The 15,301-nt window shown below is 73.0% G+C and carries 14 protein-coding genes; 4 read left to right on the forward strand and 10 right to left on the reverse strand.

Annotated features, from left to right (window positions below):
- Positions 1-91: 91 nt before the first annotated feature.
- The gene (locus tag G6038_RS01255; protein WP_165035519.1) at positions 92-466 is read left to right on the forward strand and encodes a DUF1622 domain-containing protein; all 375 of its coding nucleotides are present in this window, start codon (positions 92-94) and stop codon (positions 464-466) included.
- Here G6038_RS01255 and G6038_RS01260 read toward each other — a convergent pair.
- The 9 genes from G6038_RS01260 to G6038_RS01300 all read right to left on the reverse strand — a co-directional run bounded on the left by G6038_RS01260 (position 459) and on the right by G6038_RS01300 (position 10,481).
- Entirely contained in the window at positions 459-1,691 is a 1,233-nt protein-coding gene (locus G6038_RS01260; RefSeq protein ID WP_165035520.1) for a sigma-70 family RNA polymerase sigma factor, read from the reverse strand. The genes G6038_RS01255 and G6038_RS01260 overlap by 8 nt on opposite strands.
- Before the next feature lie 7 nt (positions 1,692-1,698).
- A complete protein-coding gene (locus G6038_RS01265; RefSeq protein ID WP_165035521.1) occupies positions 1,699-2,052 on the reverse strand; it encodes a YciI family protein in 354 nt (117 codons plus the stop codon).
- A gap of 113 nt (positions 2,053-2,165) precedes the next feature.
- The gene (locus G6038_RS01270) at positions 2,166-2,507 is read right to left on the reverse strand and encodes a metalloregulator ArsR/SmtB family transcription factor (RefSeq protein ID WP_165035522.1); all 342 of its coding nucleotides are present in this window, start codon (positions 2,505-2,507) and stop codon (positions 2,166-2,168) included.
- Positions 2,500-2,940: an SRPBCC domain-containing protein gene (locus G6038_RS01275; RefSeq protein WP_165035523.1), complete on the reverse strand. Its 441-nt coding sequence runs from the start codon at positions 2,938-2,940 to the stop codon at positions 2,500-2,502. Before G6038_RS01275 ends, G6038_RS01270 begins: the two co-directional genes overlap by 8 nt.
- Before the next feature lie 86 nt (positions 2,941-3,026).
- Positions 3,027-3,860 carry a shikimate dehydrogenase gene (locus tag G6038_RS01280; protein WP_165035524.1) on the reverse strand — a complete coding sequence of 278 codons (834 nt, stop codon included), beginning with the start codon at positions 3,858-3,860 and terminating at the stop codon, positions 3,027-3,029.
- Positions 3,850-5,658: an endolytic transglycosylase MltG gene (gene mltG, locus G6038_RS01285; RefSeq protein WP_165035525.1), complete on the reverse strand. Its 1,809-nt coding sequence runs from the start codon at positions 5,656-5,658 to the stop codon at positions 3,850-3,852. The genes G6038_RS01280 and mltG overlap by 11 nt, the downstream gene beginning before the upstream one ends.
- Entirely contained in the window at positions 5,655-6,176 is a 522-nt protein-coding gene (ruvX, locus tag G6038_RS01290) for a Holliday junction resolvase RuvX (protein WP_006947015.1), read from the reverse strand. The genes mltG and ruvX overlap by 4 nt, the downstream gene beginning before the upstream one ends.
- Positions 6,177-6,178: 2 nt before the next feature.
- Positions 6,179-8,845 (reverse strand): alanine--tRNA ligase, encoded by a 2,667-nt coding sequence (gene alaS, locus G6038_RS01295; RefSeq protein WP_165035526.1) that lies wholly within the window; start codon positions 8,843-8,845, stop codon positions 6,179-6,181.
- A 226-nt stretch (positions 8,846-9,071) separates the two neighbouring features.
- Complete coding sequence (locus tag G6038_RS01300) at positions 9,072-10,481, reverse strand: replication-associated recombination protein A (protein WP_165035527.1); 1,410 nt, start codon at positions 10,479-10,481, stop codon at positions 9,072-9,074.
- A gap of 148 nt (positions 10,482-10,629) precedes the next feature.
- On the opposite strand from G6038_RS01300, the gene G6038_RS01305 reads away from it, so the two are divergent.
- From G6038_RS01305 to G6038_RS01315, 3 genes are all read left to right on the forward strand, one after another.
- Positions 10,630-12,276, forward strand: a complete 1,647-nt coding sequence (locus G6038_RS01305) for an alkaline phosphatase D family protein (protein ID WP_165035676.1) — start codon at positions 10,630-10,632, stop codon at positions 12,274-12,276.
- Positions 12,273-13,571 (forward strand): nucleotide pyrophosphatase/phosphodiesterase family protein, encoded by a 1,299-nt coding sequence (locus G6038_RS01310; RefSeq protein ID WP_346772719.1) that lies wholly within the window; start codon positions 12,273-12,275, stop codon positions 13,569-13,571. Before G6038_RS01305 ends, G6038_RS01310 begins: the two co-directional genes overlap by 4 nt.
- Before the next feature lie 85 nt (positions 13,572-13,656).
- A complete protein-coding gene (locus tag G6038_RS01315) occupies positions 13,657-14,082 on the forward strand; it encodes a CBS domain-containing protein (RefSeq protein ID WP_165035528.1) in 426 nt (141 codons plus the stop codon).
- 72 nt (positions 14,083-14,154) lie between these two features.
- Here G6038_RS01315 and G6038_RS01320 read toward each other — a convergent pair whose 3' ends face one another.
- Entirely contained in the window at positions 14,155-15,294 is a 1,140-nt protein-coding gene (locus tag G6038_RS01320; RefSeq protein ID WP_165035678.1) for a kinase, read from the reverse strand.
- Positions 15,295-15,301 lie beyond the last annotated feature (7 nt).

A 15,301-nucleotide genomic window follows, 5' to 3' on the forward strand; every position in this document is an offset into this window, starting at 1 on the left:
GGGCCGGGTGTGGACAAACTCGTTGCCGGGACGGATCGGGCCGGACCTGCGAGCATGACCGAATCGTCCCGTCCGCACCCCGGAGGTTCGCATGGAGCTGTCCCGCGTTCTCGAGACCGTCGGCGGCGCCGTCGACGTGGTCGGGGTGGCGGTGATCGTCGTCGGTGCGGCGGTGGCGAGCTGGATCGCCGTGCGGTCCTGGCGCCGCTCCGCCGCCGCGCCGATCTACGAACGCTACCGGCGCGATCTGGGGCGGTCGATCCTGCTCGGCCTCGAATTCCTGGTGGCCGCGGACATCATCAAGACGGTGGCCGTCACCCCCACCTTCACCTCGGTGGGGGTACTGGCGATCATCGTCCTCATCCGGACCTTCCTGAGCTGGTCCCTGCAGCTCGAGATCTCCGGCCGGTGGCCGTGGCAGAACGGCCGGACCGGGCCGCAGGCGGAGGAGCCGTCGGTCAGCTGAGCTCGGCGCGCCGGCGCCGCAGGAAGCCGCGCTCGGCGGCGTTGGCGGTCCGCGCGAGCGCCGCGTCGTACGCCGCGACGGCCTCCGGGATACGGCCGAGCCGGCCGAGCAGATCGGCGCGCACCGCGTGGAACAGGTGGTAGCGATCCAGGTCGAGGGCGTCGACGAGCGCGAGACCCGCGGCGGGGCCGTCGACCTCGGCCACCGCGACCGCCCGGTGCAGGGCGGTGACCGGGGTGGGTGCGACGACGAGCAGCTGATCGTAGAGCGCGACGACCTGCCGCCAGTCGGTCGTCTCGACCGTGAGGGCGTCGCTGTGGACGGCGGCTATCGCGGCCTGGATCTGGTACGGGCCGGGCCGCCCGAGCCGCAGGCAGCGCCGGACGAGGGCCTGTCCCTCGGCGATCCGGTCGCGGTCCCACAGCCTGCGGTCCTGCTCGGCGAGGGGCACCAGATCCCCGTCGGCGTTCGTGCGGGCCGGTCGTCGCGCGTCGGCGAGCAGCAGCAGGGCGAGCAGGCCCAGTATCTCGGGTTCGTCGGGCATCAGCTCGGCCAGCAGGCGGGCGAGCCGGATCGCCTCGGCGCACAGGTCGTCGCGGACCAGCCGGCCCCCACCGGCCGCGGTGTGCCCCTCGGTGAAGACGAGATACACGACGGCGAGCACGGAGCCGAGGCGGGCGGGTAACTCACCGGGGTCCGGGACGCGGTACGGGATGCGGGCGTCGCGGATCTTGCCCTTGGCGCGCACCAGCCGCTGCGCCATCGTCGTCTCCGGGACGAGGAAGGCGCGGGCGATCTCGGCCGTGGTCAGGCCGCCGAGCAACCGCAGCGTGAGGGCGACGCGGGCGGCGGGCGCCAGCGCGGGATGGCAACACGTGAAGATCAGGCGCAGCCGGTCGTCGGGCACGACGGTCTCCTCGCCGTCGGCGGCACCGGCGGTGTTCCCGGACTCGTGCAGCCGGGCGGCCTCGGCGTGCTTGCCGGCGCGGGCCTTCTCCCGGCGGATCCGGTCGATCGCGCGGCGCCGGGCGGTGGTGACGATCCAGCCGGCCGGGCTCGGCGGCAGCCCGTCGGCCGGCCACCGGGCGACGGCGACGGCGAACGCGTCCTGCACGGACTCCTCGGCCAGGTCGATGTCCCCGAAGGCGCGGACGAGCGCGGCGACCGCACGGCCGTGTTCGGCGCGGAACACGCGCGCGATCTCCGCGTCCGTCACCCCGGGCACGGACGCGTCACCCGCAGTGCCCGCCCTGCAGCGGCCGCACCTCGATCGGCAGCGTGATCGCGCGGGCGAGCTTGCGGCCCCACTCGAGCGCGGCGTCGAGATCGGGCGCCTCGATCACGGTGAACCCGCCGATGTGCTCCTTGCCCTCGAGATACGGGCCGTCGGTGGTGAGGATGCCGTCGCCCTCGAGCCGGAGCACCGTGGCGGTGCCCGGGGGGTGCAGGCCCCCGGCGAACACCCAGGCGCCCGCGGCACGCATCTCGGCATCGACGGCCTCGACGTCGCGCATGATCGGGTCGAGGAACTCCGGCGGCGGCGGGTCACCGTCGGGCTGGTAGATGCTCAGCAGGTACTGGGTCATGGCCGATCCTCCTCGCGGTGGCGGTCCCCGGCCCGGTGCCGGTGATCCAACCTGTACACGAACGGCCGGCGCGTGGATCGACATCCGGCGCGGAATTTTTTTTCCTCCGCCGGTCAGCGGGAGGGCCGGCCCTCTTCGGCGGCGCGCTTCACCGCCCCGAGCCGGCGGTCCCAGGCGTCGGCCAACTCGGCGAGCCACCGGGCCGAGCCGTCCAGGGTCTCGGGGCGCGGGGTGTAGAGCACCTCCCGCCCGGCGCGGGCGGCGTCGACCAGGCCCGCGGTCTCGAGGATCTGGAGTTGCTTGACCACGGCCTGGCGCGAGACCGGGACCCGCCCGGCGAGCGTGGTGGCGCTGGCCCTCCCCAGTTCGGCGAGTGAGCCGAGGAGGAGCCGGCGGGTCGGGTCGGCCAGCGCCGCGAGCACCGCGCCGACAGCGGAATCGGCGGGGTCAGGCACTCTCGACGTCCCGTTTGGCGATGTCGAGCTGCTGCCGCCAGCCATCGGTGTTGCCCTCGAACGCCTCGCGGCGCTGTTCGGGGGTCCGGTCCAGGGCGCCGAATCCGCTCTCGACGACACGCAGGACGGTGCCGCCGCCGACCTCGGTGAGGAAGAACTCGACGAGAGTGGTGGCGCCGTCACGGGGCGGCTCGTCGATCACCGCCGAGCAGCGGTACGCGAGGTACCGGGGCTCGTCGGACGCCACCCGGTACATCGGGAAGTTCCCGTACCGCGGGTCGTGGACGACGATCAGGTCGCCGTCGGTGGTGACAGTGTGCCCGGAACGGTCGCCGTCGCCGATCCACCAGCCGGGCCGGGCGACGAGCTGCCACACCCGTGCGGCGGGCGCCTCGATGCGGATCTCCCGTTCGATGCGATCCTGCGTGTCCATGGGAGCCTCCTCGTCCGATGACATGCAACTTCATGGTTGCACCTACCCGGGCGATGTGCAACCGGACGGTAGCACATACCGATCGGTCAGCCGGCGACGGCCGCCGCCATCGCCGCCCGCGGGGCGGGCCGACCGGTGAACTGCTCGACCTGGCCGAACGCCTGGTGCAGCAGCATCTGCAGGCCACTCACGACGACCGAGCCGTGCGCCGCGGCGGCCTCGGCGAGTGGCGTGGGCCACGGGTCGTAGATCGCGTCGAGGACGAACGGCGCGCGACCGAGCTGCTGCGCGCAGGGCGCGGCCGCTGCCGCCGGCACGGTGCTCACCAGCGCGCCCGCGGCCGCGCACACCTCCCCGAGTTCCGGGGCGTCGAACGGCAGCCAGCGCGGCTTCGTGCCCACCGCCTCGGCGCAGTCGAACGTCTCGGCGGCCCGGGCCTCGCTACGGGCGACGACGGTCACCGACGCGACCCCGAGCTCGGCGAGCCCCACGAGGGCCGGGCGCGCGGTCCCGCCGGCCCCGACCACCACCGCCGAGGCGCCGGTCAGATCCCCGACGCCGGCGGCGCGCAGCGCGCCGGTGACGCCGTCGACGTCGGTACAGTCGGCCCGCCAGCCGTCCGCGGTCCGCACCAGGGTGTTCGCCGAGCCGATCAGCACCGCCCGGTCGGTGCGCTCGGTGGCGAACTCGAGCGCCGCGAACTTGCCGGGCATCGTCACCGACACCCCGACCCACTCGGGGCCGAGCCCCGCCACAAGGGCCGGCAGCTGCTCGCCGGTGCATTCGATGCGCTCGTACGTCCAGTCCGTCAGTCCCAGCGCCCGGTAGGCTGCCAGGTGCAACAGCGGGGACTTCGAATGCGCGATGGGGCTGCCGAGGACCGCGGCCTTGCGGCCGCCGGTCACGATGTCATCTGCCACTGTCGAGGATTCCGCTTTCCAGAGCCTGCTGCGTGTTCGTCAGGTGTTCGTCGTAGCTGTTGGTGAACAGGGTCGTGCCCTGGGCGTCGATGGTCACGAAGTACGTCCAGTCCCCCGCCTCCGGGTTCTCCACGGCCTGCAGCGCCTCGATGCTCGGCGACGAGATCGGCGTGGCGGGCAGTCCGGGGCTCGCGTACGTGTTCCAGGGGGTGACCTGCGCCCGGTCGGCGTCGGTGGTCGCCAGCTCGGTTTCGTCGAGGGCGTAGTTGACCGTCGAGTCGAACTGCAGCGGCTGCCCGATCTTCAGGCGGTTGAGGATCACCCGCGCGACCTTCGCGAAATCGTCCGGCAGCGCCTCGCGTTCGACGAGGGACGCGGCGACGAGCATCTCGTACGGGGTCAGCCCGACCTTCGCCGCGGCCTGGGTGATGCCCGTCTCGTCGTAGCGCTGCGCGCTGGTGGAGACGAGATAGCGCAGGATCTCGGCGGCCCCGGCACTGGGGTCGAAGTCCCAGCGGCCCGCCGCGATGAGTCCCTCGAGCTGACGGTTGCGGTCCGGCACGTTCGTGACCGCGCCCCGCGCCCATTCCGGCACGCCGAGCCCGGCGAGGTCGGTGCTGGCGCCGGCCGCGTCGAGCTCCTCGTACGTCAGGCAGGTGCGCTGCCCGTCGCGGTCGAGGCAGCTGGCCTCCGCGATGAGGGTGTAGATGCCCTTTCGCACCGCGCCGGTGTTGACGTCGCGGATGTCGTGCAGCTGCCGGCCCTCGGAGATCACCACCGCGCCCACCCGGTTCGCGGGGTCGACCAGGGCGGCGACGGCCTCGCGGGCGGGAAGCCGGCTGGCGAGCGAGTAGAAGCCTGGCTGCAGCGAGTTCATGCCGGGGTTCTGGACGGCGGCGTTGTAGAAGGCATCGGAACTGGCGACGATGTCCGCCTCCTTGAACGCGGCACCGATCTGCTCGGCCGTGTCGCCCGGGTGCACCTGCACTACGACGGCGGGACCGCCCGCACCGGTGTAGTCGGGCGGCAGGTCGGGGCCGGTGAATTTCTGGTAGGCGAAGAATCCGCCGCCGAGGAGCAGGACCAGCACGGCCGCGACGGCGAGGATCCCGACGATCCGGCCGCGAGTGCGGCGGGCGTGGGCCGAGCGGGCGTGGGCCCGGCGGGCCGGCGACACCCCGACGGGTTCGGGCGCGGCGCGGTCGGCGGAGTCGGTCCAGTCCTGCCCGGCGGCGGGCGTCTCGGCGTATCCGCGAGGGTCGTCGTCCACCGCGGCGTAGCCGAACTGGTCGTAGCCCGATTCGTCGTAGGTCGGCCGCTGCTCCTGGTCGTCGTACCGGTAGGCGCCCGGCTCGGGGTCGTACCCGTCGTGGTCGCGCGGGTCGTAACCCCGGGGCTCGTAGCCCTGCGTCTCGTAGGTCCGGGCCTCGAAGACCTGGGTTTCGTGGCCCGGCCCGTCGGAGGGCTGCCGGCCGTGGGGATCGAGGTCCTGCCCGTCGTGGCGGGGGCCGGGCTGCGACGGGGCGCCGGGGGTGTAGTCGTCGAGCCGGTAGACGTGCTCGGTGGTCGGCGCATCGTCGAAGGGATGCCCGGGGTGCCCGTCGGCCGGATGCGGTGGGGGCTCGTAGCCGTAGCCGGCCCCGGCCGGGGCCGGCGGCTCCGGGACCTCGGGCCCCGGAGACCCGTGCCGCGGCCGGTACCACTCGTCCTGCTGCGCGGGTCCGAAGCCGGAGCGCTCCCCGGGGACGTCGTGGTCCGCCCCGGTGGACTCGTCGTCCGACCGCCCGTGCCGGCTCACTGCCCGCTCCCCGGCTTGCCGTCCTCGGCCACGTTCACAACTGCACTCCGCTCGTCCAACCAACCCTGCAAGATGGCGACGGCGGCGGCCTGGTCGATCACCGGCCGCGCACCGCGCGCGCTGACTCCGCTCTCGCGGAGCGCCCGCGCCGCAGTGACCGTCGTGAATCGTTCGTCGGCCATCCGCACGGGGATCCCGGTCAGGCGCCGGCGCAGCCGTCCCGCGAAATCACGGGCCAGTTTCGCGGCCTTGCCGGGCTCCCCGCGCAGGGTCTGCGGCAGTCCGACGATAACCTCCACGGCCTCGTACTCCGTGACGATGTCCACAATGCGCCGGATATCCGGCGCGTCGGACCCGCGTTCCTTCGAGCGGGGCACGGTCTCGACCGGGGTGGCCAGGATGCCGTCGGGGTCGGACGAGGCGACCCCGATCCGGACACTTCCGACATCGATGCCGATGCGGCGGCCGCGGCCGGGGTCGTCGACGCCCGGACGGTCGGGACCGGCGAAGTCGGCCACCGTCAGCCGGCCAGCTCGCTCAGCCGGGCCCGGAACGCGGTCAACGCCGCGGGGATCCCGGCCGGATCGGAGCCGGATCCCTGCGCCATGTCGGGCTTGCCGCCGCCGCGGCCACCGATGGCGGGCCCGAAGCTCGACACCAGGTCGCCGGCCTTGATGCCCCTGGCCTGGGCCGCCTTGGTGGTGGCGACGACGAACGGCACCTTGCCGTCGGCGGAACCGAGCAGCAGCACCACGGCGGGCTCGCTGCCGAGCCGGCCGCGGACGTCGGAGGCGAGGCTGCGCAGGTCGTTCCCGGCCACACCCTCGGGGGCGGCCTCGGCGACGACGAGCAGATCCCCGGTGCGCCGCGCCTTCTCGGCGAAGGTGCCGGCCGAGGCGAGCACCGCGGCGGCACGGGTGCGTTCGAGCTCCTTCTCGGCCACCTTCAGCCGCTCGATCAGGGATTCGACCCGGGCGGGCACCTCCTCGGAGGGCACCCTCAGGGTCGAGGAGAGACCCGCGAGCAGCGCCCGCTCCTTGGCCAGGTGCCGGTACGAGTCCAGGCCGACGTACGCCTCGACGCGGCGCACGCCCGAACCGACGGACTGCTCGCCGAGCAGGGTGACCGTGCCGACGTGGGAGGAGTGCTCGACGTGGGTGCCGCCGCACAGCTCCATCGAGAACGGGCCGCCGATCTCCACGACGCGGACCTCGTCGCCGTAGTTCTCGCCGAAGAGCGCCATCGCGCCCATCTTCTTGGCCTTGTCCAGGTCCGTAACGAAGGTGTTCACCGGGTAGTTCGCGGCGACGGCCTCGTTGGTGACGGCCTCGATGTCGGTCTTCTGCTGCTCGCTGAGCGCGCCGGGCCAGGAGAAGTCGAACCGCAGGTAGCCCGGCTTGTTCAGCGAGCCGGCCTGCACGGCGTTGGGGCCGAGGACCTCACGCAGCGCGGCGTGGACCAGGTGGGTACCCGAGTGGCCCTGGGTGGCGCCCTTGCGCCAGGACGGATCGACCTGCACGAGCACGGCGTCGCCCTCGGTGACCTGTCCCTCGAGCACGGTCACCTTGTGCACCCACAGCTGCTTGGCGATCTTCTGGACGTCGTTGACCTTGATGCGCAGGCCGCCGGCGGTGATGGAACCGACGTCGGCGATCTGACCGCCGGACTCGGCGTAGAGGGGGCTGCGGTCGAGGATCAGCTCGACCTCCTGGCCGGCCTGCGCCGCGTGCAGCCGCTCGCCGCCGGTGATGACCGCCAGCACCGTCGCCTCGGTCACCAGCTCGGTGAAGCCGGTGAACTCGGTCGGGCCCCGGTCGAGCAGCTCCTTGTAGACGGTCAGGTCGGCGTGGGCGTGTTTGCGGGCGCGGGCGTCGTCCTTCGCGCGCTGGCGCTGCTCGGCCATGAGGGAACGGAACCCGTCCTCGTCGACGGTCAGGCCCGCCTCGGAGGCCATCTCCAGCGTCAGGTCGATGGGGAATCCGTAGGTGTCGTGCAAGGTGAAGGCCTCGGTGCCGCCGAGGACGGATTTGCCCTGCGCCTTCGCGGTCTCGACCGCGCCCTCGAACAGCTTGCTGCCGGTGCCCAGGGTCTTGAGGAACGCGGTCTCCTCGCCGACGGCGACGGTCTCGATGCGCGAGAAGTCCGTGGCCAGTTCCGGGTAGGACGGGCTCATGGTGTCGCGGACGACGGCCATGAACTCGGCCATCGTCGGCGTGTCGGCGCCGAGCAGCCGCGCCGAGCGCACGATCCGGCGCAGCAGGCGGCGCAGCACGTAGCCGCGACCGTCGTTGCCGGGGTTGACGCCGTCGACGATGAGCATCGCGGCGGTGCGGGCGTGGTCGGCGATGACGCGGAACCGCACGTCGGAGGCGTGGTCGGCGCCGTAGACGCTGCCGGTCAGCTCGGCGGCCTTGTCGATGACCGGGCGCAGCAGGTCGGTCTCGTAGACGTTCTCGACGCCCTGGAGCAGGAACGCGACGCGCTCGACGCCCATGCCGGTGTCGATGTTCTTCTTCGGCAGCGGCCCGAGGATCGGGTAGCCCTCCTTGGCGCCGCCCTCACCGCGCTCGTTCTGCATGAACACGAGATTCCAGATCTCGATGTAGCGGTCCTCGTCGGCCTCGGGACCGCCCGGGGCGCCGTACTCGGGGCCGCGGTCGTAGAAGATCTCCGAGCAGGGGCCACACGGGCCGGGGATGCCCATGGACCAGTAGTTGTCCTTCATGCCGCGACGCTGGATGCGCTCGGCGGGGACGCCGATCTTGTCGTGCCAGATCGAGTACGCCTCGTCGTCGTCCAGATACACTGTCGCCCAGAGCTTCTCGGGATCGATGCCGTAGCCGCCGTCCTCGGCGGAGCTGGTCAGCAGCGACCACGCATGGCCTATCGCCTCTTCCTTGAAATAGTCGCCGAACGAGAAGTTGCCGGCCATCTGGAAGAACGTGTTGTGCCGGGTGGTGATGCCCACCTCCTCGATGTCGAGGGTGCGCACGCACTTCTGCACCGATGTCGCGGTGCTGAACGGCGGGGTCTGCTGGCCGAGGAAGTAGGGCACGAACGGGACCATGCCGGCGTTGACGAACAGCAGGTTCGGGTCGGCGAGGATCAGCGACGCGCTGGGCACCTCGGTGTGGCCGGCCTTCACGAAGTGGTCGAGAAAGCGCCTGCGGATCTCGTGGGTCTGCACGTCGATGGTCCTCTTGTCTGACGGTGTGGGCTGCCGAACCCGCGCGGGCACGGCGAATCGGCCATCGTTCAGCTTATCGCGCGGGCGACGGTGGCCGTTCTCACCACCCGCGCCGCTCCGTCCCCCGGCCGGGGGACGAGCGAATGTATCGTTCACCTCCGTAGTCCGACAGCATGGCTCATTCGCTCGGCGCCTGCCGGGCGCGACCTGCGGCTCAGCGGTGCCCCTACCGTTCGCCGCGCACGATCCGGCGCAGCTTGGGCACCCGCTGCGCCAGCTCGCGCTCGGTGCCGTGGCCGGTCGGGGTGTAGTAGTCGACGCCGACGAGTTCGTCGGGCGCGTACTGCTGCGCCAGCACTCCGTCGGGGTGGTCGTGCGGGTAGCGGTAGCCGACGGCGTTTCCGAGCTGCTGGGCGCCGGCGTAGTGGCCGTCGCGCAGATGCGCCGGCACCGACCCGGACCGTCCGGCCTTGACGTCGGCGATCGCGGCGCCGAGCGCGGCGGTCACCGCACCCGACTTGGGGGCGGTCGCGATGTGGATGGTGGCCTGCGCCAGGGCGAGCTGCGCCTCGGGCATGCCGACGAGCTGCACGACCTGCGCGGCCGCCGTCGCGGTCTGCAGCGCGGTCGGATCGGCCATGCCGACCTCCTCGCTGGCCTGGATCATCAGCCGCCGCGCGATGAACCGCGGGTCCTCCCCCGCGACGATCATCTGCGCGAGATAGTGCAGCGCCGCGTCGACGTCGGAGCCGCGCAGCGACTTGATGAACGCGCTCGCGACGTCGTAGTGCTGGTCGCCGTCGCGGTCGTAGCGCACCGCGGCCTTGTCGATGCTCGACTCGACGGTCGGCAGGTCGATCGTCGCGCCCGTACCGCCGCGGTCGAGCGCGGTCTCGGCCGCCGCCTCGAGCGCGGTCAGCGCGCGACGTGCGTCTCCGCCCGCGAGCCGCACCAGGTGGTCGAGCGCGTCGTCGGTGATCTCCACGCCGCCGCCGAGACCGCGTTCGTCGGTGCGGGCCCGCTCGAGCAGGGCCCGGATGTCGTCCGGGCCCAGCGGCTGCAACTGCAGCACCAGCGAGCGGGACAGCAGCGGGGCGACGACGGAGAACGACGGATTCTCGGTGGTGGCCGCCACCAGCAGCACGATCCGGTTCTCCACGGCGGCGAGCAGCGCGTCCTGCTGGGTCTTGGAGAAGCGGTGCACCTCGTCGATGAAGAGCACGGTCTGCTCACCGGCGCTCAGGCGGCGGCGGGCCAGGTCGATCACGGCCCGCACGTCCTTGACGCCGGCCGACAGCGCGGACAGCGCCTCGAAGCGGCGGCCGGTGGCACCGGAGATGAGGGAGGCCAGGGTGGTCTTGCCGGTCCCGGGCGGTCCGTAGAGCACGACGGACGCGGCGCCGGAGCCCTCGACGAGCCGGCGCAACGGCGCACCGGGGGCGAGCAGGTGCTGCTGGCCGACGACTTCGCCCAGGTCGGCCGGGCGCATGCGTGCGGCGAGCGGCGCGTTCGGTCCGGCACCGCGGGACGGGCGCGACGCCGGTGGTACGGGTGCGGGGTCGGGCTCGGTCGGGCGGGGGGTCTCGAACAGGGCGTCCGGTCCGGCTGGTTCCTCCGCTCCGAAGAAGGTGCTCACCCCACGAAGCTACCGTCCCGGCCCGACGGCGGGTCGGGCCGACGGCGCGTGAACCGGCCGTGAACGTTCGGGACATTCCGTCGCGGTACTTGCTCATCGCGGGGCACGCTGGTCTGATCGTCCGGTGCCCCTCACCGAATCCCGTGTCGTGTCGCGACGGACCGCGCTGCGCGCGGGCGGCGTGGCCCTCGGCGCCGCGGCCCTGGCGGCCGTCTCCGCCTCTCCCGCCGCGGCGGAGAGCGCCGTGTTCGCGCACGGCGTGGCCTCCGGCGATCCGCTGCCCGACCGGGTGATCCTGTGGACCCGCGTCACCCCCGCCCCGGACGCCGTGCCCGGTTCCGGCCTCGGCGCCGCGACGACGGTCCGCTGGGAGATCGCCACCGACGGCGACCTCGGCGACGTGGTGGCCTCCGGGTCCGTGACGACGTCCCCCGCGTCCGACCACACGGTCAAGGTCGATGCGACGGGCCTCGAGCCGGACACCGCCTACTTCTACCGCTTCACCGCCGGCGACGCGGCCTCCCCGGTCGGCCGCACCCGCACCGCACCCGAGCCGGGGGCCGAGCTGGCCCGCCTACGGTTCGCGGTGGTCTCGTGCTCGAACTGGGAGGCCGGGTTCTTCGGCGTCTACCGGCACCTGGCGGCACGCCCGGACCTCGACGCCGTCGTGCACCTCGGCGACTACCTGTACGAGTACGGCACCGGCGAATACGCCTCCCGCGGCAACCGGGTGGTGCGCCCGCACGACCCGCGGCACGAGATCGTCACCCTGGCCGACTACCGGATCCGGCACGGCCAGTACAAGAGCGACCCCGACCTGCAGCAGCTGCACGCGCTGCTGCCGTGGATCGTGGTGTGGGACGACCACGAGAGCGCCAACGACGCGTGGTCCGGCGGCGCGCAGAACCACGACCCCGCCGTCGAGGGAGCCTGGGCGGCGCGACGGGCCGCGGCCCTGCAGGCCTACCTGGAGTGGCAGCCCCTCCGGCCGGGCGGCACCGCCGACGCGCCCCGGCTGTACCGGCGGCTGCAGTTCGGGGACCTGGCCGAGCTGTCGATGCTGGATCTGCGCAGCTATCGCACCGAGCAGGTGAACGGGCGCCGCATCGACGACCCGGCGCGCACCATCACCGGCGCGGAGCAGATGGCGTGGCTGACCGCGGGCGTGACGAGTTCGCGCACGCGATGGCAGCTCATCGGGAACCCGGTGATGATCGCCCCGGTGCTGCTGCCGCCGCTGGACGAGCGGACCACGGCGGCGCTGACCGCCGTCGCGGGGATTCCCGCGGCGGGGGCACCGTTCAACGTCGACCAGTGGGACGGCTATCCCGCGGACCGGCGACGGCTGCTCGACGCGATTCGTGCCTCCGGCCGCGACGTGGTGTTCCTCACCGGCGACATCCACTCGTCGTGGGCCGCCGACATCCCCGTCGACGCCGCGAACTACCCCGGCGCGGGCACCGTGGCCACCGAACTGGTGGTGCCGTCCGTGACCTCGGCGAACATCGACGAGATGCTGGGCGTCGCGCCCCGCACCGTCACCCCGTCGATCGAGGCGGCGGTGCTGACGACGAACCACCACATCCGGTACGTCGAACTGGATTCGCACGGCTTCGGTGTCCTCGACGTGACACCCGAGGCGGTGCAGATGGACTGGCTGTACGTGCTCGATCCGGCCGACCCGGGCACCGGCGTGCGGTACGGCACGAGCCGGCGGGTCGCCGCCGGCACGCCGCGGCTGGAGCCGGCGGCCGCGCTCGATCCGGGTGCGCACGGCCGGCAGGCCCGCCCGTGACGCGATCCGCCGGAGCGATCGACCGGCGCACGATGCTCGCCGGCACGGCGGTGCTGACCGGCGCGGCCCTGATCGGCACGGCTCCGGCCCCGATCGGCACCGCTCCGGCCCGGGCCGCGACGCCGTCGGCGCTGCTGCCGGACGCGGACGTGCACGTCCTCGTCGTCGACGGGATGCGCCCGGACGAGCTCGCGCCGGATCTCACGCCGCATCTCGTCGCGCTCGCCGACGCCGGCACCCGGTACACCGCGGCCCGGGCGATCTCGGTGGCCGAGACGCTACCGAACCACGCGGCGATGATGACGGGTGTGCTGCCGCACCGGAACGGGGTGCCCGCCAACTCGATCTTCGACCCGGTGCTCGGCCGTCCCCGGGACCTCGACCGGCCGACCGACCTGCGCGCCGGGACGGTGCTCGACCGGCTGCCCCGCGAGCTGGGGCTGACGACCGCGAGCGTGCTGTCCAAGCGGTACCTGCACGGCCTGTTCGGCGGCCGCGCGTCGGTGGCGTGGGATCCGGTGCCGCTGCTGCCGCTCACCGAACACGCGCCGGACCGGTTCACCGTCGACGCGCTGATCTCCGTGGTGGACGAGCGGTCGCCGCGGTTCACGTTCACCAACCTCGGCGACGTGGACCGCGTCGGGCACCTGGACGTGCTCGGCGCGTCGCTGCGGCTCGCGCGTACCGCGGCGCTGCGCTCGGCGGACGAGCAGGTGGCCCGGTTCGCGGGGTTCCTGCGCGCGACGGGACGGTGGGACCGCTCGGTGCTGGTGGTGCTGGCCGACCACGGGATGGACTGGTCGGCGCCGGACCAGCTGATCGGCCTCGTCGACGTGCTCGGCGCCGACCCGCTGCTCGCCGGATCGGTGCGCACCGCCCAGAACGGCGGGGCGAACCTGCTGTACTGGGTCGGCGATCCGGCAGCCCGGGTGGACGCGGTGGCGCGGATGCGGGAGGTGGCCGCCGCCGTCCCGGGCGTGGCCGCGCTGTACGCGGGTGCAGATCTGGGTCTCGGCGCCGTTGCGGGTGATCTGGTGGCGTTGTGCGACGCGGGGTGGCGGTTCTCCGATCCGAGCCCGTTGTCGAATCCGATTCCGGGCAATCACGGTCACGCCGCGACCGTCGAGATCCCGTTCTTCGTCGCCGGCGGGCACGCGAGTATCCGACGCGGCCGCACGGTCGCCGACCCCGTGCGCACCCTCGACGTCGCCCCGACCGTCGCGGCGCTGTTCGGGTTGGCCGAGCCGGCGGGCGGCTGGGACGGCCGCGCCGCGACGCACGCCTTCGCCGGGTGAGGCGGCACCTCCACGGCCCTTCCGCCGGTCGCCGTCGCGCGCGACAATGGAAGTGCAGTAACCGTTTTCAACGGAGGAGGCAGTGATGACCACTGCACGCGACATCATGCACCGCGACGCGGTCTGCATCGGCGAACACGACACCCTCGAGACCGCGGCTCGGCGGATGCGGGAACTGGACATCGGCGCGTTGCCGATCTGCGGCGACGACGACCGGCTGCACGGCATCATCACCGATCGCGACATCGTGCTCGAGTGCGTGGCCGCGGGCGGCGACCCGAGTTCCATGACGGCCGGTGAGCTCGCCCAGGGCAAGCCCTATGTGGTCGACGCGGACGCGGACGTCGACCGGGTCCTCACGGTGATGGAGGAACACCGCATCCGCAGGCTGCCGGTGGTCGAGGAGCATCGGCTGATCGGCATGATCAGCGAGGCCGACCTGGCCACGCATCTGTCCGAGTCGGAGGTGGGCCGGTTCGTCGAGGCCATCTGCGCGCGTACCGCGCTCTAGGCGGGCCGGACGTACCGCGCCGTAGGCGGGCCGGGGCGTACCGCGCCGTAGGCGGGCCGGGGCGTACCGCGGTCAGTCGCCGACGCGCTGCTCGAGACGCTCGAGGACGTCTCGAGCATGCCCGGCGATGTCGTCGTGTCCTGTGTCGGCGGCGAAGTCGGCGAGCAGCGCCCAGCGGCTGCGCAGCGCGTCGGCCCACGGCACGGACAGGTGGTGGTCGCGCACTGCCGCGATGCGGGCATGGTCCTCGGGGACGAACAGGTAGGTGCTCAGCCACACCCATGCGAGCTGCGCGTCGAGCAACCGTTCGGCGAGCACCTCGTCGAAGCCGAGCGAGGGCCACATGCCCACCACCTCGGCGCGCCACGCGTCGGCCATCGCGCGGGCCCGCTCGAGCGTGAGCGGTGCCTTGCACAGGCACGCCGGAAAGGAGGTCAGGGCGTAGGCGATGTCGAGAGTGGCGTCGCGGAAGCCGCCCCACTCGTAGTCGAGGAACTGCACGCCCTCGTCGCCGACGACGATGTTGTCCGGGCACAGGTCCGAGGGGCTGAAGGCCCGGAACCGGCCGGCGGTGAACAGTTTCGCGGCCCGCTCGGCGCGGTCGACCACGCTCTGCGGCACCTCGAGGCCGAACTCGGTGGCGAAGCGGTCGGGCAGCCCGCGCAGCGCGCTGGTGGCCTGCTCGACGACGGCGTCGGCGAAGTGCGCCACCTCGGCACGGCGCAGCAGGGCGGCGAAGTCCTCCTCGCGCCCGACGGTCGCGGCGTGCATCCGGCCGAGGGCCTGGGCGAACGCCATGAGGGTGTTGGTGACGGTGTCGGTGTCGTCGCTGCGCAGCAGCGTGGCGATCGGGGTCGCGTCACCGAGGTCGCTGAGCACCAGCAGCCGCGAGTCGAAGTCGTAGGCCAGCAGTTCGGCGCCCGGCCGGTCGTCCTTGGCCAGGGCGGTGGCGAACTGGTAGGACACCGCCTCGCGGAGGAACGCGACCTCGTCGTCGGTGGCGGCGCCACGGAAGCCCACCCGCCGGTCGGCGTGCGGGGGCACCTGCTTGAGCACCAGGGTGCGCGGCAGGGAGAACGGGTTCGCCGCGACCCGGACGCGCAGGACCACCGAGCGGCCACTGCCGCCGAGATCCACCGGATCGGCCAGGGTCACGGGTGCGCCGGTGCGCCGGGTCAGCAGCCTTTCGGCCGCCTCCACCACTTCCGACATGGGCTCC

The organism is Rhodococcus sp. 14C212 (assembly GCF_011058195.1).
In the GTDB taxonomy this organism is placed as follows: Bacteria; Actinomycetota; Actinomycetes; order Mycobacteriales; family Mycobacteriaceae; genus Rhodococcus; species Rhodococcus aetherivorans.